Genomic DNA, 18,988 nt, shown 5'->3' with positions numbered 1-18,988 from the left:
GACGTTCGTCATGATCAAGGCTTGGAATCAGGCAGCTATCGTTCTGACCGCCGCGGCCGCGCTCGGCTCGGCGGCGCTCGGGTGCGCGTCGGATCCCGCAGCGCCGGGCGGATGTCCTGGCGCGCGCGCGGCGTCCGGCGCGTGCATCGGTGTCCCCGCGGGAGCGCTCTGCGACGGGGACTTCTGCGCCGCTTCGGTCGATTGCGCCGAGGTGCTCGAGGTCTCGAGCGCCGCCGCGCTCTCGCAGGCCACCGAGGCCGCTCGACCTGGGGTGTGCATCGCGCTCGGCCCGGGCGCCTACGGCCCGATCGATCTGCCCCCCGGCGTGAGCCTGCTCGGCCGCGGCGCCGGCTCCGTGAGCGTCGCGGCGGTCTCGCTCGCGGCCGGCGACGGCGCCGTCCTCCGGGCGTTGACCGTGGGCGCGGGCGGCGTACGGATCGCGGCCGGGGCCCGGGCGCGGATCGAGGCGGTGCGCGTCGTCGGCAGCGCGTCCGACGGCGTGACGCTCGGCCTCGGCGCGTCGCTCGACCTCGTCGCGTCGGCGATCGAGGGCTCCGCGCGGTACGGCCTGAGCGCGTTCGACGCCGGCCGCGTCTCCGTCGTGCGGTCCGTCGTCTCGGGCTCGCAGGGGCCGGGGCTGTGGGCGCAGTGCGCCGGCGGCTGTGACTGCGATGCGCCGCTGGAGCTCCACGTCGAGGACGCGCTCGTCCGCGACAGCAAGGTCGTCGGCGTGTCGCTCGTCGGGGCGCGCGCCACGATGTCTGGCGTCGAAATCAGCGGCAATGGCCTGAGCGGGTTCGATCCGAGCGGCGGCATCTCCGTGTCCGGCTGCTCGGCCCTCGACGCGACGGCCCTCAAGGTCGCCGACAACACCGGGTTCGGTCTCCTGATCGATCGGGCGAGCGCATCCCTCGGCGAGAGCGGCGAGGGCTTCGAGGTGAGCGGCAACCAGCCCGGGATCTGGATACAGCACACGACGCCGGAGCAGACCGTCCAGCTCACGGGAGGTCTCCTCGAGAAGAACCGGGCCATCGGCCTGGGGATGAGCGGCGACGCGCGCGGCATCATCATCGACGGCATGCGCATCGCCGGGACCTTCGCCGACTCGGCGGTGGTGAGCGCGGACGGCGGGCTCGCCCAGGAGGTCGTGGGCGACGGCGTGAGCTGGCAGGAGCGCGCGCAGGCCGCGATCTTCGGGCTCGCCCTGAGCGGCAACGGGCTCGAGTCCCTCAACCCCTCCATCAGCCCGTCACGCCGCGCGAGCGTGCTCATCGACGGCGGCGTCGGTCTGGACAGCCGCCTCTCCGCCGTGACGCTGGAGGGCGGCGACGAAGCGGCGGGCATCGTGCAGCAGCGTCTGCCCCCTGACGGCCTCAGTCCGCTGCGCGACGCGGAGGTCCCGCGCATCGTGACGAGCCCGGAGGCGCTGTTCTCCGTGCCCGTCGCGCCCACCGCGCCGGCGGCGCTCGACGCCCCGTGAGGCCTGCATCAGCGCGGCGACGACCCGGCCCTGGGGGCGCGTCCCGAGGTGAGCGCGGGAGCGCGTCGGGCCCACGCCTGGGCCGACAAAAAGTAAGTGGGCCCGCCACACTCGCTTTCCGCTACCGTTGCTCCCTTCCGGGCCTGGCGGGGTTCACGGCGCGCTGTCGGCGGACCCATGAGGTCCAGGCGCTGTTGCCTGACGCAGGGACTTCGTAGTCGAACCTCGTCCCCATGTCGAGCCCCACGGCGCGCGCGGCGGCGATTCGTGGGCCATGGCGTCTCGGCTCCTTCGCGAACGCAGCGTCGCCCACGTCGCCCACGTCGCGGTTCCCTCCTCGGAGCCATCGGGGGGGTGAGCGCGGTGCGAGGCGAGTGGGGTGTGCGCGTGAGCAGGGGGCGATCGGGGTGTGCAAAGGGTGGTGGTGTGAGCGCGGAGCGATCGACCTGGAGCGGCATCGGCCGGGACTTGCCTCGTTCAGGAAGCCCCGTACGCTTGGAGTTGTCGTGAATCCGTTCGATTCCGAGGACGAGGGACGGGGCGACCGGCTGATTCCGGCGCTTCTCTTCATCGGCTCCGCAGCGCTGGCAGCGGCCGCGCTCCGGTTCACCTGGCAGCAGCCGGTGATCATGGGGGCGGTGCTCAGCGTGGTTCTCGTGTTCGCCGCGGCCCGCTGGCTCTCGCGCCGCAAGCTGCGCCGGCTGCTGCGCTCGGGCGATGTGGGCTCGGTGCTGCGGCGCTGGTCGACGTCGCTTCACCGTATCCCGCACCCCGCCACGATGGCGCCGCTCATGACGGCGACGGCGTTCGCGGCCTATGGCTGGGTCGAGAATGCGCGCGCGGCCATGGCCGCCGCCGAGCGGGGGCCCGCGTGGGAAGCGGCCCTCGAGCACCGCCTCTTCCTCGACACGCTCCTCTGCACCTTCGAGGGCGATCGCGACACGGCGCTCGCGCAGGCGCGTCGCCTGGCGCGCCTCCCTCTCCCGGACATCAGCTCGCCCTTTCGCAGCCGGGTGGTCACCCTGCGATCGGCGGCCGGCGCGCTCGCACGCGCCTTCGCTCACACGAGCGTGCCGGGCGACCGCGCGCTGCTGGAGCGCGCGAGCGAGGCCAGCCCGCTCATCTTTTGGGCCATGCGCTACGCCGCGGCCGTCGTCGCCATCGACGAGGGCGAGCTCACCCGCGTCGAAGAGCTCCTCGCCAACGCGCCCTCGTGGCCCCAGGAGTCGACGTTCCGCGCCTTCCACGACGAGATCGCCGATCGCGCCGGCCTTCCCCGCACGGTGAGCGCGTAGCGGGCCGGTCATCGCGCGCGCCGCTGCGCGCGGCGCCGGCCCGGAAGGCCGGTCCTTCCAGAGGGCGCGCCGTCTTCGCGTTCGCGCCGGCTCAGCCCTGGAACAGCGTGCGGATGTAGCAGGTCGCGCGCGCCCCGGGGGCTGCGCTGGCGGGGTCTTCCGGCGAGTCCGGCACGAACGCACCGAGCGCGCCGAGCGCGCCGCCGAGCGTGAACGTGCGCAGCAGGATCCTCGCCTGCGTGCCCGCGAAGCACGGCTTGCGGTAGGCGATCTCCACCCTCCGGGCGAGCACCGCCGTGCTGTGGCCCTGCGCCGAGAGACGTCGCAGCGCGGCCTCCGCGAAGAGCCGCGGGTACACGAGCGAGTTCACGTGCTGGTTCCCGTCCGTGTGATCCAGGCCGAACACCACCGGGATCGGATCCAGGGTCGGCTTCGCGTCGAGCGGCTCCGCGCCCTCGGGCAGGCCCATCAACGCTTCCGGCGAGTGGAAGTCGTAGCGCTCGGGCGGCACCGTCGGCAGATCCGGTGACTCGAAGCGCAGCACCTTGCGCGCCTCGGGCGCCGCGAAGAGCCGCGTGAAGACGTGCTCCGCGAACACGCGACCGACCTGGATCCGCTCGCCCGCGCCTGGCGGCGGCGGGCCGTAGGTCCGGCTGCGGCGCCCGCTGGCCGAGAGCCACATGGCCAGGATCAGCCGGTTCACCTGGGAGGTGGCGTCCTCCGTGTGCGCCAGCTGGTAGCGGCCCTGCAGCTCCAGCGGCTCCCGCGGCGCGATTGGCCCCTCTCCGCCCTCGATGATGAGGCGGGTGAGGATCGGGACGATCCCTTGCGTGAGCATGAGCGCCTCGATGGGGCTCGCCCGCAGCAGCTTCACCCAGACCGCGGGCCCGAGGCCGTGCGGCAGCGCGTCCAGCATCACCCGTCCGTTCTGGCTGACGTCTTCGAAGCGGAGGTGCATGACGGCGGTCGCCTGCTGCGGCTCGGGTACGCAAGGCTCGTCAGGGAAGTGGTGCATGCCCCGTCTCCATAGCTGACGCCGCCGCGCGCCGCATGGACCAGCGCCTGGGCGCCGCCATGGCCGGCCAGGCCGACGGCGCGCGCCCGTGGTACGATCGCCGCGTGACGCTCCTGAAAATCGCCCACATCGGCAACCCTGTCCTCAGGCAGCGAGCGCGTGAGGTCACGCCAGAAGAGCTCTCCTCCCCTGCGATGCAGGCGTTCATCGACGATCTGGTGGAGACGATGCGCGACGCGAACGGCGCCGGCATCGCCGCCACTCAGGTCCATGTGCCGGTGCGCATCTTCGCGGTCGAGGTGCAGAACAACCCCCGCTATCCGTACAAGCCGAACATCCCGCTCACCGTCGTGGTCAATCCGGTGATCGAGCCGCTCACGCAGGAGACGTTCGAGAACTACGAAGGGTGCCTGAGCGTCCCGAACCTGAGGGGTGTTGTCGACCGCACCACCGAGATCCGGCTCACCGGCCTGGATCGCGATGGGAGGCCGATCGACCGCATCGTGCGCGGGCTGTCGGCGGGCACCTTCCAGCACGAGAAGGATCACGTCGACGGCGTGCTCTTCGTCGATCGCGTGAAGGATCCGCGGACGCTCTGCACGTGGGCGGAGTTCGACCGCTATCACAAGCAGCCCTTCGTCGAGCGCATCGTCCCGTTCATCCAGCGGATGGGCGGCTGAGGTGCCTCGTCGCACGGGTCCTGCTCGTGCGTGTGATCGCTGCGCGGACCAGGGCGCTCGGCACGAACTCGAGCGCCCCGCGGACATGCGCCTCCGCTAGCGCAGGCCGCACGCCTCTCGCCCGCGCTGGCGGGGAGGGACGTGCGGTGCCTGCTGGCGGGGAGCGATCAGGCGCCGCCGCCGGTCCGTTCCTCGCGCTCGATCTGCTCCTGGTAGGCGACGCTGTAGCGCGCCCAGGGACGCAGCTTGAGGCGGCGGTAACCGATGGGCTCGCCGGTGCCCTCGCACATCCCGTAGCTCCCCTCCTTCATCTTCGCGAGAGCACGGTCGATCTCGGCGAGCACGCGGACATCGCGCTCCAGGAGCTTCGACGTCAGCGACGTCGCGCCCTCGGCGTTGGCCTCGTCCATCTCGTCGCCCACCTCGCGCGAGATGTCGCGCTCCGCGTGCTGCCGCTCATCGATGTTGGCGACGAGGCTCGCCCGGCGCTCCTCGAGCGCCTGCCTGAGCTCGCCGAGCTGCTCCGGGGTCAGATCGGGCAGATCGGAGTCGTCCGTTTCGGGCGCCGCGCGGCGCACGGGCGGCCTCGGCATGGCGGCTGCCGTCGTGGCGGCTGTCTCTGGCCGCGCCGGGCTCATTCCGTCGCGACTCGCACCTTCACGGTTGTTCATTGTTTCCTCTCATCTTTTCGGTGGCAATTCGCGTACCGATCTTGAACATGGGCGGACGAAGCACGCGCGCGGCGCGGTGACCAGGGAACACGAACGAGCAGGAGCAGCCGCGCCAGCTTACTGGCTGTGGTGATAGCGCATCCACGAGCCTATGGCTTCGTGATGCCGGCCATTCGAAGCCCTGCCGCGACGAGCGCGCCGATGTCCTCGAGCACGGGCTTCGACACGTTGATCGAGAGCTCGGCCCGCGGCGCGGCGCCGCCCTGCTGCTGGGTCGTGACGAACATCAGCCCTTCCCCTTTGTGGGGGAGCTTTGCCAGCGCTTCGCCGAAGATTCGGGCTTCCTGAGGCAGCGCCACCGGCGCCGCGCCGGGCTGATCCAGCGTCGAGAGCACGCTCTGGAACGTGCGGGTGATCGGGGCGAGCGTCGAGAATCCACCCCAGGCGAACTTCCCGGTCTTCAGCTTCTCGAGCCCCGGACGTGACGCGAGCGTCGCCGCGGCGGGCGCGCCCGCTTTCACCGTGGCGAGCCGCCTCAGCAGATCGCCCTTGTCGTGTCCGAAGGCGATCCACGTCGTCTTCTCCTCACCCATGACGAGGAGGTGGAGCGTCATCGTCAGCTTGGGCCTCGGCTTGCCCTTGGCGGCGGGGGTCGAGCCCGCGTCGTCGTCGAGCGGCGGTAGATCGCGGACGATCTGGATCTCGACGGCGAGCGACGTCTTCCCGAGCTCCTTCGGCGCCTGGACCACCTTGACCGTCGGCAGATCCTTCGGATCGACGTCGATCTCCGGGAGTCGCTTGCGCAGCGCGGGCGTGTTGTAGGCGGTGACGGCGTTCTTCACGTACTTGATGAGCGCGTCGGGCGCCTCCTCGAACCCGAGCAGGTTCCAGCCGACGAAGCCCCCCATCATCTTGTCGAGCGCCTCGTTCGGCGTCGGCTTTCCGGCCTGGGCAGCGGCAGGAGGCGCGTCCGGGTACCCGTGGGCGGACACGCTCGGCCCCTGGTTGATCGGCAGCGCGAGGAGGTCGGCGAGCGCCTTGCGATCGGCGGGCTTGCCGATCTTCTCCTTCTCCAGCCACCCTTCGAGCATCTCGCGCAGCGTCTTCAGGATGCCGCCGTAGTGCGCCGGGTCGTAGCCGTGGTCGAAGAACGCGCCGGCGCTGTCCTTCGGCGCGCGCCAGTACAGCGCCGGCGCGGCCCCGGCGCGCGTCGCCCTGTCGGCCATCGTCTTGGCGACCCACGACGACTGGCCCCGGAGCTCCAGGGCGGCGGTGAGGTTCACGCAGGACTGGTTGTCGACCTGGAGATCGACGACCGCCTTGCTCGCGTCGTTGATGAGCGCCTCGAGCTCCTGCTGAACGGAGGTCGCCGCGTCGGTGAGCGCCCGGTCGAACTGGGGCTGCCCGATCGAGAGCTGGCTCTGCGCGAGGATCGGGAGCCCGCCGAGCTGCTGCTTCGCCATGCCGCCGAACTTCGTGCTGAGCGGGACGAAGCGGACCTCGCCATGGAGATCGCGCGCCTCGGGCGCGAGCGTCGGCAGCGTGCGCGCGAGGTACGGCCCGAGCGTCGTGACGTCGCGGTCCCGATCGCCGCAGAGGAGCCGCGCGGGCGCCGAGCCGGCGGACGCGGCGAGGAAGCAGCTCGATGACGAGGGCTCCTTGCCGCCGATCTTCCACATGCCGGGCTTCACCTCGGTGAGCGCGGCGCCCGCCTCGAGCGCGCCCCTCGCCCGCTCGAGCGACGTGAGCCCGAACGACACGGCCGCCACGGGCTTGCCCCGCTTCGAGCTGTCATCGAGCGCGACGATCAGGTGCACCGGCGCGTCGAGCGCGAGCACCGTGGCGAGCTGGTCCGTGTCGATGGAAGGGCTCACGAGCTCGCCCAGCACACCCGAGGAGAACGCCTGCGCGCCCGTCTCCGCGAGCGCCGGAGGCAGCCCCGCGCACGTTGCGATGCTCGACAGCGTGGCCGCGGGGTTGCTCCAGCGGAGCACGCCGACGATGTCGGCCGGCTCGGCGACGGGCGATAGATCGAACGCTGGGCCGGCGGCGACCTGGGCCGGCCCGCCCTTGACCTCGCCCTGTCCTGCTGTCGGCGCGACAGGCGCGGGGGACGGCCCGCAGGCGAGGGAACCGGCCATGAGGACCAGGGGGGCGATCGGCAGGAGAGTTCGCATGAGCGCCGGTTATACGGCTCCCGGACATCCGAGTCGACGCCCAAGGAGCGCGCCGCGCAGGCGACGGTCGCATGCGCAGCCTCCCGCGCGGCGGTCGCTCCAAATGCGAACGAGCGCGGACGAATCCGCGCTCGTTGCGCTTGGCGCTTGCCGCTTGGCGAACGAGCGCGGACGAATCCGCGCTCGTCGCACACCGTCGAGGAGCGGGCTCCTCGCGGCGATCAGTTCGACTCTTCGAACTCCGCGTCGATGACCGAGTCCTTCCCCTTGCCGCCGGCGGGGGGCGGCTGCTGGCCTCCCGGCGCGCCGCCGGGCGCGGCGCCGCCGCCGTCCTGGGGCGGGCCGGCCTTCTCGTACATGACGCTCGCGATGCGGTGCGCTTCCTTCTCGAGCTTCTCCAGCGCCGCGCTCACGGCCGCGTCGTCCTGCTTCTCGATGGCCGACCGCCCCTCGGCGATGATCCCGTTCAGGGCGGAGACGTCGCCCTCCGGCAGCTTGTCCTTGTTCTCGCTGATCGTCTTCTCCAGCGTGTAGCAGAGGTTATCGAGCTTGTTGCGCCGCTCGATCTCCTCGCGCCGGCGCTTGTCCTCCGCCTCGTGCGCCGCCGCCTCGTTGACCATCCGGTTGATCTCGTCCTCCTTCAGGCCGCCCGACGCGGTGATCGTGATGCGCTGATCCTTGCCGGTGGCCGTGTCCTTGGCGTGGACCGAGAGGATGCCGTTCGCGTCGATGTCGAACGTCACCTCGATCTTCGGCACGCCGCGGGGCGCCGGCATGATCCCTTCCAGGTGGAAGCGGCCCAGGGGCCGGTTGTAGCGGGCCTCGGTGCGCTCGCCCTGGAGCACGTGGACCTCGACGCTGGGCTGGCTGTCGGTCGCGGTCGAGAAGATCTCCTTCTTCTGGGTCGGGATCGTGGTGTTCCTCGAGATCATCACGGTCATCACGCCGCCGAGCGTCTCGACGCCGAGCGAGAGCGGCGTGACGTCGAGCAGCACGAGGTCCTTCACGTCGCCCGAGAGCACGCCCGCCTGGACCGCGGCGCCGACGGCCACGACCTCGTCCGGGTTCACGCCCTTGTGGGGCTCCTTGCCGAAGAACTTCTTGACCGTCTCCTGGACGAGCGGGATGCGGGTCGAGCCGCCGACGAGGACGATCTCGTCGATCTGCTGCGGCGACTTCTTCGCGTCGGCGAGCGCCTTGCGGGTCGGCTCGAGCGTCCGGTCGATGAGCGGCCGGATCATCTGCTCGAGCTTCGCCCGGGTGAGCTGCTTCTGGAGGTGCTTCGGCCCCGAGGCGTCCGCGGTCAAGAACGGCAGGTTGATCGTCGTCTCCTGCACGTTCGACAGCTCGATCTTCGCCTGCTCCGCGGCGTCCTTGAGCCGCTGCACGACCATCTTGTCGTTCGAGACGTCGATGCCGGTGTCCTTCTTGAACTCGGCCGCGAGCCAGTCCATCACGAGGTGGTCGACGTCGTCGCCGCCGAGGTGGGTGTCGCCGTTGGTCGAGATGACCTGCACGACGTTGTCGCCGACCTCGAGGATCGAGATGTCGAACGTGCCGCCGCCGAAGTCGTAGACGGCGATGACCTGCTCGTTCTTCTTGTCGAGCCCGTACGCGAGCGCGGCGGCCGTGGGCTCGTTGACGATGCGCTTCACGTCGAGCCCGGCGATGCGGCCCGCGTCCTTGGTCGCCTGGCGCTGCGAGTCGTTGAAGTACGCCGGCACGGTGATGACGGCCTCGGTCACCTTCTCGCCGAGGTAGTCCTCCGCGGCCTTCTTCAGCTTCTGGAGGACCTTCGCGGAGACCTCGGGGGGCGACATCTGCTTGCCGCGCACCGCGATCGAGGCGTCGCTGTTCTTGCCCTTGCTGACCGTGTACGGGACGCGCTTCGCCTCTTCCTGCACCTCCTCGTAGCGGCGCCCCATGAAGCGCTTGGCCGAGTAGATGGTGTTGGTGGGGTTCGTGACCGCCTGGCGCTTGGCGATCTGCCCGACGAGCACTTCGCCCTTGTCGTCCCAGGCCACGACGGACGGCGTGAGGCGCGAGCCCTCCTCATTCACGATGACCTTGGGCTCTTTGCCCTCCATCACCGCGACGACGCTGTTGGTCGTGCCGAGATCGATGCCGATGATCTTGCCCATGACGTTGAACCCTCCGAGAACTGTTTACGCGACGGCCTGATGACCACGGGGGGCGAGAAGACCCGACCGGCCAGCAGGGCTCAGCTGACAGCTGCCGCGAGCCACCGCTCCAGAGCCGTCAAAAACCGCTGGGAATCCGGATACTTTCGCCGAGTTTTCGCGAGCTCGCTGGCTCGCGACCGCGAAGCTAACCATGTGCGCCCGAGCGTCAACGCCGCCTCTAGCAATTGCCGTGCGCGCGGGCCGGCGCTGCCTGGACCTTGACCAGAGCCCGGTCGCGCCGCACCTAAGGGGTCCGCGCTTCGCGCCGCCAGCGTCTCGATCCGGGGGCCTAGCTCCTGGGGGAAGCGCGGCGGGCTCGGCCGGCAGCGCCAGGGCCGCCTCGCTGCGCGGCTTTGTCTAAACCCGCGCAACCTTGCGCAAACGCCGCCGAGCAGGCCGGACGAGAGATAGAAGAGCGGGCGCGTCTGAAGGGCTTCTTGCGGTCCAAGACGCGCTGAGCTATAGGCGCCCTCCCTCGCAACACCCGAAGGACTCACCATGAAGCCCGGCATCCACCCCGAGTACAAGGCCTCCACGATCACCTGCGCGTGCGGCGCCATCGTCGAGACCCGCTCCACCCGCGGCAGCTTCACCACCGATGTCTGCTCCGCCTGCCACCCGTTCTACACGGGCAAGCACAAGATCATGGACGTCGCCGGCCGCGTCGACCGCTTCCGCAGGAAGTACGCGACCGCAGGCAAGTAGCCGGGCCGATCGTCCCTCCACCCCCGATATCCCCTCTTTCACCGGATTTGCCCGTCATGCCGCGCCCGCCCGGGGCGTGGCGGATGGGTTGGTTCGCGTCGAGCTCGCTGGCCCCTGTGCAGCGCGTGAGCGGCCGAAGCGGCCGAGACGTCGCGCGCCGCGGACGCGGGCGGACGCGGGCGGACGCGGATCGAACGACGTCGGCACATTCACCTGTGCGGCGCTGGTCGGTCGGGCCGATGCGCTGGCCGTGTTATGCGCTAGATTGGAACGCGTATGAGCGATCAGCCTGCACGTCCGTATATCGGCGGCCAAGCGGTCATCGAAGGGGTCATGATGCGGTCGCCGAGCTCGGTCGCGATCGTCTGCCGGCGCCGCTCGGGAGAGCTGGTCGTTCGCGAGCAGCCGATGACCGCCGTCTCGAAGGGGCCGCGCACGTGGCCGTTCGTGCGGGGGGTCGCGACCCTCGTCGAGTCGCTCCGCCTGGGATCCCAGGCGCTCCGCTGGTCTGCGGACCTCTACGAGCAAGATCTCTCGGCCGAGGAGGCGGGCTCGGCCAAGGGGCCGGAGTCGAAGCGCCCGAGCGCGGGGCAGGCGGGCGGGGTGAACCTCACCTCCCTGGCGCTCAGCATGGCGGCGATCGCGGCGCAGGACGCGGAGCCCGCGCAGGTCACGGGCAGCCCCGCGCCGGACGGCGGCGCAGAGGGGAAGAAGCGCGGAGGAGGGATGGGCATGATCCCGATCCTCTTCGCGGTCCTGCTCTTCGTGGCGGCGCCCCAGGCCGGCGCCGAGCTGGTCAACAAGCTCCTGGGTCTCGGTCTCGAGGTCACGTCGCCGGCGTTCCAGGCGATCACCGGCGTGGCGAAGCTCGCCATCGTCGTCGGCTACCTCCTGCTGATCCGCCAGATCCCCGAGGTTCGACGCGTTTTCCAGTACCACGGCGCCGAGCACAAGGCGATCTCCACCTACGAGGCGCGCGAGGTCCTCGAGGTCGAGAACGCGCGCCGGAAGACGGCCATGCATCCCCGCTGCGGGACGACGTTCCTGGTCATGGTGGCGCTCGTGTCGATCGTCGTGTTCTCGGTGGCCGGGGCGTCCCTCGGGGCGCTCCTGCCCAAGCTGCCCGGCGGCCGGCTCGTCGAGAGCGTCACCTTCTTCCTGATGAAGCTGCCGTTCCTCCCGCTGATTGCCGCGGTCACCTTCGAGATCCAGCGGATCTTCGCGCGTTATTGCACCACCGGCCCGCTCCGCGCGCTGCTCTGGCCGGGGTTCCTGGTCCAGAAGATCACGACGGCGGAGCCCGACGACGCGCAGCTGGAGATCGCCCTCGCGTCGCTCCGTGCGACGCTCTGGCGCGAGGCCTCGGTGGCCGCTCCTGTCCAGCCCGATCGGGTGTTCGCCGACTACTCCAAGCTGCTGGCCGACCCCGGCTACGCAGGCGCTCACGGCTAGCGCGCGCCGGCTCCGCCGGGCCCCTCGCCGCCGTCCAACCCCGCGTCGTCTTCGGATTGCAGATGCTACCTATCGCGAAACTCGAGGCGGTTCAGCGCCGCTTTCAGGAACTCGAGCACCTCATGTGCAGCCCGGCGGTGCTCTCCGCGCCGGCCGAGCTCCAGCGGCTCAACCGCGAGCGGACCGAGATCGAGCCCGTGGTCGCCGCCTTCGCCCGGCTGCGGGACGTCGAGCGGCGCATCGCCGAGGATCGCGAGGCGCTGAGCGATCCCGACCTGTCCGAGCTCGCCCAGGCGGAGCTGCCCGAGCTCGAGATCGAGCGGGAGCGGCTCGCCGGCGAGCTCGAGGTGCTCCTCCTCCCGAAGGACCCCAACGACACGCGGAACACCGTGATCGAGATCCGCAGCGGCGAGGGCGGCGAGGAGGCGGCGCTCTTCGCCGCCGATCTCTTCCGCATGCTCTGCCGCTACGCGGAGACGAAGCGGTGGAAGGTCGAGGTGCTCAACCTGAGCGAGGCCTCCGCCGGCGGCTACAAGGAGGTCGCGGCGCTGATCACGGGGCAGGACGTCTACTCCCACCTCCGGTACGAGGGCGGCGTCCACCGCGTTCAGCGGGTCCCCTCGACGGAGACGCAGGGGCGGATCCACACCTCGACCGCGACGGTCGCCGTGCTGCCCGAGGCCGACGAGGTCGACGTGCACATCGACGACAAGGACCTGGAGATCTCGATCGCCGCGTCGGGCGGCCCCGGCGGTCAGGGCGTCAACACGACGAACAGCGCCGTGCAGATCAAGCACCTGCCGACGGGCATGATCGTGAAGTGCCAGGACGAGCGCTCCCAGCTGAAGAACAAGGCGAAGGCGATGAAGGTGCTCCGGAGCCGGCTGCTCGAGCTCGAGCAGCGCCGGCAGGAGGAGGCCCAGAGCGCCGAGCGAAGGACCATGGTCGGCACGGGGGAGCGGGCGCAAAAGGTGCGGACCTACAACTTCCCGCAGAACCGCGTGACGGATCACCGGATCGGCCTCACGCTGCACAAGCTCGACAAGATCATCGAAGGGGACCTCGACGAGCTCATCGGCGCGCTGCGCACGCACCGCCAGGCGGAGCTCCTCCGGCGCGGCGGGCTCTCGGGGCCCGCGCTGGAGCCCGCCACGTGATGGGGGCGCCGTCCGTCGAGAGGGGGGCGCCGCCCGTCGATCCGGAGGCGCTGCTCGTCGCGCTCGTGCTGGCGCCGTCGACCTTCTCGCGAAACCGCTTCTTCTCGCTCTACGCCGACCCGGCGGCGCGCCGGGTGCGGCGGCGGGCGGCGCTGCTCAGGAGCATCGTGCGGCAGCTGGTCGCGGGCGCGGATCGCGCCGGGCTCACGCCCGCCGCGAGCGGCGGCGCGCTGCTCACCTACGACGTGCCGTCGCTCGGGTTGAAGCGCACCGCCGCGCTCGACGCCCTGGAGCTCGCGGTGCTCCGCATCGCGGTCGCGCGCGGGGCGGTCCCGCGGGCCGAGCTGCCGGGCGGCGGGGGCGCCGCGCCGAGCTCGGCGACGGGCGCCGCCTTGCCGCAGGAGCTCCTCCCCGAGCCGGCGGACACGTCGCGGATCGAGCGCGCGCTCGCCCGGCTGCTGCCCGAGGGGAAGGCCGGCGGAGCGCTGGAGTGTCCTGGCCAGGGGGAGCCGGGAGAGCCGGACCCCGGGACCAGGGCGCTGCCGCGTGACCGGGCGCGGCGTGACTCGCAAGCACCCTGGGAGTAGGAGGTGGCCATGTGCATCTTCTGCAAGATCGCGAACAAGGAGATCCCGTCGAAGGTCGTGTTCGAGGACGAGCACGTCATCGCCTTCCACGACGTGAACCCGCAGGCGCCCACGCACGCGCTCGTCATCCCGAAGCGCCACATCGCGGGCATCGTCCAGGCCACGCCCGAGGACGAGGCCGTCCTCGGCCGGCTGCTCCTCGCAGCGCGGCGGGTGGCAGAGCTGACCGGCATCGCGGAGAGCGGCTTCAGGACCGTGGTGAACAGCGGCGCGAACGCCGGCCAGACGGTCTTCCACATCCACGTCCACGTGATGGGTGGAAGGCCGATGGCCTGGCCTCCCGGCTGAACGCCGCCCGCGCTGGCCGCGCTCCGAGCGAGCGCCGCGCCGACCGCGCTCAGCGGACGCCGCGGGCCGCGCTCACCACTGCGTCGAGCCACGCCGCCTCGTCGTCGCGGAGCGACGGCTGCCGCGGCAGCGCGGTCGGCAGGGCGCGGGGCCGCGACGCGCCGTGGGCGCGGAGGTGCGCGGACGTGATGGCGCCGACGCGCCCGCCCACGCCGAGGAACAGCGCGAAGAGATCCGGGCCCACCGCGCGCCGCGGGGCGGGCCGCACCGCGAGCTCGGCGCCGGACGCGAGCCGCGCGGTGAACCCGGCGACCAGGTGATCGACCGGATCGCTCCACGGATCCGGGGCCCCGGGGGCGCCCGCCGCGATCCACGCGTCGAGCGTCAGCTCGGGCGAGGTCGCGCCGAAGTCGATCGCCAGCGTGAGGCCGCGCTGCTCGAGGGCGCGCTCGATGTCGCCGAGGCGAGCGGTACCGGCGGCGTGCACGAGCATGGAGTCGCCGTCGAGGACAGGCGCCGCGGGCGGCGGCGGCAGCGGGCGGCGCGCGGCGGAGGGAGCCTCGCGCGGGAGCAGGTTGCCGGGGTTCATGACGCCGGCGGGGTCGAAGACGCCGCGGAGCGCATGGATGACGTCGACGCCGAGGCCGAGCTCGGCGCCGAGCCGCGGCGCCTTGCTCCGGCCGACCCCGTGGTGATGCGAGAGCGTCCCGCCGGCGTCGATCGCGGCGTCGAGGGCCGCCCGCCAGGCCGCGTCGTACTTCGCTTCGGCCGCCGCGACGCTCGGCGCGCTGCCAGCGAAGGTGAAGTAGATGCTGCAGCCGTCCGGGTACGCGTGGGACAGGTGAGCCATCACGAACACGTGGCGCCTGAGCGCGCCGCGCACCGCGCGGTAGAGCCCGTCGAGGCGCGACCAGGGCGCGGCGACCTCCATGGTGTCGCTGAACGCGCCCGCCATGAACACGGGCGCCTGGCGGTAGCTCACGCTGTAGCGGTGCGCGAGCCAGTGGCGCGCGGGCTCCTCGCCGAGCGGTCTGGCCCCGCCGCGCTCCGCGATCGCCGCGGCGCGGGCGAGGTCGTCCGCGCTCGCGCGCGCCGTGCCCTCGAAGATGAGGATGAGCGTCGCGCCGCGGAGCACGCGCGACCCGACGCCGTCGACGATCTGGTTGAGGAGCCCCGGCGCGCGCAGCAGGCCGCGCAGCACCGCGGCGCCGGCCCCAGGGCCGCGCGCGCCGTGCCCCCGCGCGGCCGCTCCCTCGGAGGATTCATCGGCTGCGCCGGCGTGGGCGCGCTGCCGGCGCACGGCGCCCAGCCGGGCCATGAAGGAGTCGAACGGGTCGTAGAGCCGCGAGACCGCCGGGCGGAGGCCGGCCTGGAACATCGCCCGCATCGCGTCCCATCCGGCCTCGACGCTGGGGAACGAGAACGCGGCGAACGCGCGCGCCGGCGGCGCCGGGTGCAGCCGGAGCGTCGCGGCGGTGACCACGCCGAGCACGCCCTCGCTGCCGATGAGGAGCGGCGTGAGATCCGGGCCTCGCGCGCGCCGATCGAAGCGGACGATCTCGCCGCGGCCGACGACGCACTCGAGCGACGCGACCATGTCCTCGATCTTGCCGTAGAGCCCGGAGCACTGGCCGGCGCTGCGCGCCGCGACCCAGCCCCCCACGGTCGAGCAGAGGATGGACGACGGGAAATGGCCGAGCGTGAAGCCCTCGGCGTTGAGCTCCTCCTCGAAGCGGATGCCGAGCGCGCCGGCCTCGACCTCGACCGACGGGGCCTGACGATCGAGCGAACGGCGGCGGGAGAGCCGCTTGAGGTCGAGCACGACCGTGCGCTCGTCCGGCAAGACGCCGCCGCACACGCCCGAGCCCGCCCCGAAAGGCACCAGCGGGAGCCCCTCGTCCGCGCAGAAGCGCACCACCTGGGCGACCTCCTCCGTGGAGGACGGCCAGACGATCATCCCGGGCCGGTGCTCGGCGATGCGGCCCTCCGACACCGCGAGGTGGTGCCGCGGCCAGAGATCGCGGGCGTAGGCGATCTGATCGACGGGGGAGGCGCTGCGCGGGATCCCCGGCAACGCGCGCGCGATCGCGGCCTCGAAGCTCATGCGCGGGGAGCCCTAGCGCCTCAGCTCCGCTCGGCAAGGACGATGAGCCGCGGCGACTCGGAGCCGAAGAAGACGCCTGGGTGCGCAGGGTGTCCGGTCACCTCGGTGACCTTGAAGCCCGCTTCGTGGAGCACCTTGCCGAGCTCGTGCAGCCCGTAGAGGCGGAGCGAGTAGTCGAGCTCGCGCGAGCGGCCGTCCTCGAACATGACGGTGCGCTTCACCTTGAGCCTGCTCGTGAAGAAATCCACGTGCATTTCATCCATGCAGACGCAGCCGTCCCCCTCGAACCAGACGAGGCTCGGCTGGCGGGACGCCACATAGTCGCGGTTGACGATGTCGAGCAGGAGCATTCCGCCGGGGCGGAGGGCGCGGCGGATGCGGGCGAGGACATCCGCGTTCTTCTCGTCGTCGAAGTAGCCGAAGCTCGTCGACCAGCAGTAGACGCCGTCGAAGGTCTCCTCGAACGTCATCTCGCGCATGTCGCCCTGGAGGAAGTTCAGCTTCTGGCCGCGGTCCTGCGCTTCGTCGGCGGCGCGGGCGAGCATGGCGAGCGACAGGTCGTAGCCGACCACGCTGTAGCCGCGGCTGGCGATCTCGATCGCGTGGCCGCCTGCGCCGCACGCGAGATCGAGGATCACCGCGCCCTTCTCGACGCCGAGCCGCTCCTCGATGAAATCGACCTCGCGGCGAACCACCTTGCTGTCGATCTTGTCGAGCGTGCGCAGGAAGTCGTCGCCGAAGAGCTCCTCCCACCACGGGCGCTTCCGGCGCGCGGCGGGCTCGGTCGACGGGCCGGAATCGTGCTCGACCTGCTTCGCCGCGGGCGCCGCGGCGGGAGCGGCGGGCCGCGCGGGCGCGGACGGCTCGCCGTGCGACGCGGGCGGCGCCGACGCGGGCGGCGGCGGCACCGAGCTCGTGAACGTCGCGAGATCCGGCGATGCCAGCGCCTGCGCGCGCGGGCGCCGCGGCGGCAAGGGAGGCGGCGGTGGCTTCTTGGGTTGACCGGCCTGCAGATCGGCCTGCGCGGCCGCGCCCGCGTCGGCGAGCTCGGCGTCGCGCTCGGGCTCGACCTCCTCGAGCTCGACCTCGGTGCTCTTCGGCGGCACGGTGATGCGCGTCGCGTCGCCCTGCGCCTGCTGGCCTTCGCCGCCCGCCGGAGGAGCGCCCGATAGCTCGACCTTCGCCTCGGCGACGGGCTCGGGCTCGGGCTCGACCTCCGCGACCTCGTCCGCGCCCGCCCCCGGCGGGGGCCAGTCCAAGGGGTGCGCGTCGATCTCCGGCGCAGAGGCCTGCCTCCTGGACCGCCTTCGAGGCTGCGGCTGGAGGGCGTCGAAGGCGGCGTCGCGCGCCGTCGGCGGGCCCTCGGAGAGGCCTTCCTGGAACGACTCGAGGCCCATCCCGGTGGGAGCGTCGTCCGGCCGGATCCTGAACTGGAGCGGCGGCCACTCGTGCTCCGCCGGATCGGTCAAGAGCGGCGGCCTGGCGGGCTCGGCGGCCGAGGTGACCGGCGGTACCGGCGGCAGGTCCGACTCGATGCTGACAATCTGGAGCGGCCGGATCACCGCGACCGAATCGGGATCGATGATGAGCCCGCTCGGCGCTGGCATCGGCGGCACGCTCGAGGATTTCGGTGACGGGCGCGGGACGGCGCGGGGCGCGACCAGCTCGGCCAGGTTCGCCGCCGCCGCCGTCGCTGCCGCCGGCTTGCTGGGAGGCCTGGATCCATCCAGCGCGGGCTCGCTGGGATGCCGGGGCGCGTCGAGCGTCGGGTAGCTGGGCCGCCTCTCGGAGGCGCTCGGCCACCCGTCGTCGTCCGCCTCGTCGAGCGTGCGCGAGCGCTGCGCCGCGGCATCCTCGGGCACGGTGGCGCGGTCGCGCGTGGCGACCTGTTCGTCGTCCTGCTGCGCTGCGTCTCCGGACACGTTCACGAGCCGCCGCGAGCGCCGTCGCCCCGTCTTCGCGCCCTCGCCGCGCTCCACCTCCGCCACCCGTTCCACCTCCGTCGCGAGCGACTGCCAGGACCGCCTGGAGCCGGTGCTCGTCGGCAGGGGAGCGCCGTGCCGCGAGCGCTCCGTGGGCGGTCCGGCGATCCGCGGGTCGAGATCGAGGTCCGGGATCTCCGCGATCTGCCCGCCGGAGCCCCCGTCCGCGATGCCCGCGACGACATCGAGGCGCGGCAGCGGCGTCGTCGTCGCGAGCTGCGGGCGCGCGCTGGGCGAGCGCTCGGGCCGTGGAGCGGACGCTCGCGCGGGGAGCGAGCCCTGCTCTCCCTGCGGCGCCGTTGCGGCCGCGTTCCCTGCCTCGTCCGGCAGCGGCGCGCCGGGCTCTCCGGGGGCGCCGCCTTCCTGGGCGGGCGTAGCCAGGGGGTTGCGCGGCCGCTCGCTCGTCATCGCCGGCCCCCTCCCTCCAGCGGCTCGCCGTAGAGGATCGGCCCAGGAGCCCTGCTCCAGGGGGGCGCCACCCCGCGCTCCACGAACATGACCGCGGTGGATCCGAGGTGGAACTTGCCGATCTCCTCGCCGCACGCGACCGGAAGGGCCGGCGAGATCGCGTGCAGGCCGAGCGGCACGTCGCGCGCGTCGACGGCGCTCACCGTGATCCGTCCGACGATCATCGCGCCCACCATCACCACCGTAACGCGCCCCTGGCGCTCCGTGTCGATCACGATCGCGACGCGCCGGTTGCGCGCGAAGAGGCCCGGGACGTGGCGTTCGCCGATCGCGTTCACCGGGAACAGCTCCCCCGGCATCGAGCGGATGAGGCTCACCCGCCCGGCGACGGGCGAATGGACCCGGTGGTAGTCGCGAGGCGACAGGTAGACGATCGCGAACTGCCCGCCGTCATAGCGCGTGGCTTCTGCGGGGTCGCCCACGAGGTCTTCCACGCGGTAGGGCCGCCCCTTGATGGTCAGCCGCCCGCCCTCGGTCACGGGGCCGAGCGCTTCGACCCGTCCGTCGGCGGGGCTGGTGATGGCTCCGGGATCGGAGCAGACAGGGCGCATCCCCTCGCGGAGCTTGCGCGTGAAGAACGCGTCGAAGCTCTCGTAAGGGCTCGTCAGCACCTCGGCGGCGTCCATGTCGACGCGGTACGCGCGCGCGTAGAGCTTCACCACCGCGTTCAAGACGGCGGCGGGT

15 protein-coding genes and 1 other RNA gene are annotated in these 18,988 nt (G+C 72.1%); 8 read left to right on the top strand and 8 right to left on the bottom strand.

Features of this window, described 5'->3' with window-relative positions; genetic code table 11:
- The first annotated feature begins 10 nt into the window (after positions 1–10).
- Positions 11–1,480 carry a hypothetical protein gene (locus ACSRUE_RS03235; protein ID WP_441289731.1) on the top strand — a complete coding sequence of 490 codons (1,470 nt, stop codon included), beginning with the start codon at positions 11–13 and terminating at the stop codon, positions 1,478–1,480.
- Between the two features lie 91 nt (positions 1,481–1,571).
- Here ACSRUE_RS03235 and ffs read toward each other — a convergent pair.
- An RNA gene (ffs, locus tag ACSRUE_RS03230) (signal recognition particle sRNA small type) lies at positions 1,572–1,661 on the bottom strand.
- A gap of 325 nt (positions 1,662–1,986) precedes the next feature.
- On the opposite strand from ffs, the gene ACSRUE_RS03225 reads away from it, so the two are divergent.
- On the top strand, positions 1,987–2,775 hold the full coding sequence (locus tag ACSRUE_RS03225; protein WP_441289730.1) for a hypothetical protein: 789 nt from the start codon (positions 1,987–1,989) through the stop codon (positions 2,773–2,775).
- Between the two features lie 91 nt (positions 2,776–2,866).
- Here ACSRUE_RS03225 and ACSRUE_RS03220 read toward each other — a convergent pair whose 3' ends face one another.
- Complete coding sequence (locus tag ACSRUE_RS03220) at positions 2,867–3,790, bottom strand: hypothetical protein (protein ID WP_441289729.1); 924 nt, start codon at positions 3,788–3,790, stop codon at positions 2,867–2,869.
- A 35-nt stretch (positions 3,791–3,825) separates the two neighbouring features.
- On the opposite strand from ACSRUE_RS03220, the gene def reads away from it, so the two are divergent.
- On the top strand, positions 3,826–4,470 hold the full coding sequence (gene def, locus ACSRUE_RS03215; protein WP_441289728.1) for a peptide deformylase: 645 nt from the start codon (positions 3,826–3,828) through the stop codon (positions 4,468–4,470).
- A 167-nt stretch (positions 4,471–4,637) separates the two neighbouring features.
- Here the strand turns inward: def and ACSRUE_RS03210 are convergent, their stop codons facing one another.
- The 3 genes from ACSRUE_RS03210 to dnaK all read right to left on the bottom strand — a co-directional run bounded on the left by ACSRUE_RS03210 (position 4,638) and on the right by dnaK (position 9,459).
- Positions 4,638–5,063, bottom strand: a complete 426-nt coding sequence (locus ACSRUE_RS03210; RefSeq protein WP_044970476.1) for a TraR/DksA C4-type zinc finger protein — start codon at positions 5,061–5,063, stop codon at positions 4,638–4,640.
- Between the two features lie 227 nt (positions 5,064–5,290).
- Positions 5,291–7,318, bottom strand: a complete 2,028-nt coding sequence (locus tag ACSRUE_RS03205) for a hypothetical protein (protein WP_441289727.1) — start codon at positions 7,316–7,318, stop codon at positions 5,291–5,293.
- A 221-nt stretch (positions 7,319–7,539) separates the two neighbouring features.
- The gene (gene dnaK / locus ACSRUE_RS03200) at positions 7,540–9,459 is read right to left on the bottom strand and encodes a molecular chaperone DnaK (RefSeq protein WP_441289726.1); all 1,920 of its coding nucleotides are present in this window, start codon (positions 9,457–9,459) and stop codon (positions 7,540–7,542) included.
- A 540-nt stretch (positions 9,460–9,999) separates the two neighbouring features.
- Here dnaK and rpmE point away from each other — a divergent pair.
- The 5 genes from rpmE to ACSRUE_RS03175 all read left to right on the top strand — a co-directional run bounded on the left by rpmE (position 10,000) and on the right by ACSRUE_RS03175 (position 13,750).
- Positions 10,000–10,206: a 50S ribosomal protein L31 gene (gene rpmE / locus ACSRUE_RS03195; protein WP_437762603.1), complete on the top strand. Its 207-nt coding sequence runs from the start codon at positions 10,000–10,002 to the stop codon at positions 10,204–10,206.
- 276 nt (positions 10,207–10,482) lie between these two features.
- Positions 10,483–11,658 carry a DUF1385 domain-containing protein gene (locus tag ACSRUE_RS03190; protein ID WP_441289725.1) on the top strand — a complete coding sequence of 392 codons (1,176 nt, stop codon included), beginning with the start codon at positions 10,483–10,485 and terminating at the stop codon, positions 11,656–11,658.
- A gap of 62 nt (positions 11,659–11,720) precedes the next feature.
- Complete coding sequence (gene prfA / locus ACSRUE_RS03185) at positions 11,721–12,815, top strand: peptide chain release factor 1 (RefSeq protein WP_441289724.1); 1,095 nt, start codon at positions 11,721–11,723, stop codon at positions 12,813–12,815.
- Positions 12,815–13,402, top strand: coding sequence for a hypothetical protein (locus ACSRUE_RS03180; RefSeq protein ID WP_441289723.1), 588 nt, complete (start codon positions 12,815–12,817; stop codon positions 13,400–13,402). Before prfA ends, ACSRUE_RS03180 begins: the two co-directional genes overlap by 1 nt.
- Positions 13,403–13,411: 9 nt before the next feature.
- The gene (locus ACSRUE_RS03175; protein WP_441289722.1) at positions 13,412–13,750 is read left to right on the top strand and encodes a histidine triad nucleotide-binding protein; all 339 of its coding nucleotides are present in this window, start codon (positions 13,412–13,414) and stop codon (positions 13,748–13,750) included.
- A 49-nt stretch (positions 13,751–13,799) separates the two neighbouring features.
- Here ACSRUE_RS03175 and ACSRUE_RS03170 read toward each other — a convergent pair whose 3' ends face one another.
- Genes ACSRUE_RS03170 through asd form a run of 3 tightly spaced genes read right to left on the bottom strand, consistent with a single transcriptional unit; the run spans position 13,800 to position 18,963 of the window.
- Complete coding sequence (locus tag ACSRUE_RS03170) at positions 13,800–15,854, bottom strand: FAD-binding protein (protein ID WP_441289721.1); 2,055 nt, start codon at positions 15,852–15,854, stop codon at positions 13,800–13,802.
- A gap of 20 nt (positions 15,855–15,874) precedes the next feature.
- On the bottom strand, positions 15,875–18,244 hold the full coding sequence (locus ACSRUE_RS03165; RefSeq protein ID WP_441289720.1) for a methyltransferase domain-containing protein: 2,370 nt from the start codon (positions 18,242–18,244) through the stop codon (positions 15,875–15,877).
- Positions 18,241–18,963, bottom strand: coding sequence for an archaetidylserine decarboxylase (gene asd / locus ACSRUE_RS03160; RefSeq protein WP_441289719.1), 723 nt, complete (start codon positions 18,961–18,963; stop codon positions 18,241–18,243). The genes ACSRUE_RS03165 and asd overlap by 4 nt, the downstream gene beginning before the upstream one ends.
- Positions 18,964–18,988: the final 25 nt, after the last annotated feature.

Source organism: Sorangium sp. KYC3313, from assembly GCF_052075895.1.
Classification (GTDB): Bacteria; Myxococcota_A; Polyangia; order Polyangiales; family Polyangiaceae; genus Sorangium; species Sorangium cellulosum_B.
Note: the sequence above shows the minus strand (reverse complement) of the source record. Positions and strands in the feature narration are given on the sequence as shown.

Excerpts from the sequence above, each read along its gene's own strand:
- ACSRUE_RS03235 (WP_441289731.1), top strand. The coding sequence starts at position 11 with ATGATCAAGGCTTGGAATCAGGCAGCTATCGTTCTGACCGCCGCGGCC.
- ACSRUE_RS03220 (WP_441289729.1), bottom strand. The coding sequence starts at position 3,790 with ATGCACCACTTCCCTGACGAGCCTTGCGTACCCGAGCCGCAGCAGGCG.
- def (WP_441289728.1), top strand. The coding sequence starts at position 3,826 with ATGGACCAGCGCCTGGGCGCCGCCATGGCCGGCCAGGCCGACGGCGCG.
- ACSRUE_RS03210 (WP_044970476.1), bottom strand. The coding sequence starts at position 5,063 with ATGCCGAGGCCGCCCGTGCGCCGCGCGGCGCCCGAAACGGACGACTCC.
- ACSRUE_RS03205 (WP_441289727.1), bottom strand. The coding sequence starts at position 7,318 with ATGCGAACTCTCCTGCCGATCGCCCCCCTGGTCCTCATGGCCGGTTCC.
- dnaK (WP_441289726.1), bottom strand. The coding sequence starts at position 9,459 with ATGGGCAAGATCATCGGCATCGATCTCGGCACGACCAACAGCGTCGTC.
- rpmE (WP_437762603.1), top strand. The coding sequence starts at position 10,000 with ATGAAGCCCGGCATCCACCCCGAGTACAAGGCCTCCACGATCACCTGC.
- ACSRUE_RS03190 (WP_441289725.1), top strand. The coding sequence starts at position 10,483 with ATGAGCGATCAGCCTGCACGTCCGTATATCGGCGGCCAAGCGGTCATC.
- prfA (WP_441289724.1), top strand. The coding sequence starts at position 11,721 with ATGCTACCTATCGCGAAACTCGAGGCGGTTCAGCGCCGCTTTCAGGAA.
- ACSRUE_RS03180 (WP_441289723.1), top strand. The coding sequence starts at position 12,815 with ATGGGGGCGCCGTCCGTCGAGAGGGGGGCGCCGCCCGTCGATCCGGAG.
- ACSRUE_RS03175 (WP_441289722.1), top strand. The coding sequence starts at position 13,412 with ATGTGCATCTTCTGCAAGATCGCGAACAAGGAGATCCCGTCGAAGGTC.
- ACSRUE_RS03170 (WP_441289721.1), bottom strand. The coding sequence starts at position 15,854 with ATGAGCTTCGAGGCCGCGATCGCGCGCGCGTTGCCGGGGATCCCGCGC.
- ACSRUE_RS03165 (WP_441289720.1), bottom strand. The coding sequence starts at position 18,244 with ATGACGAGCGAGCGGCCGCGCAACCCCCTGGCTACGCCCGCCCAGGAA.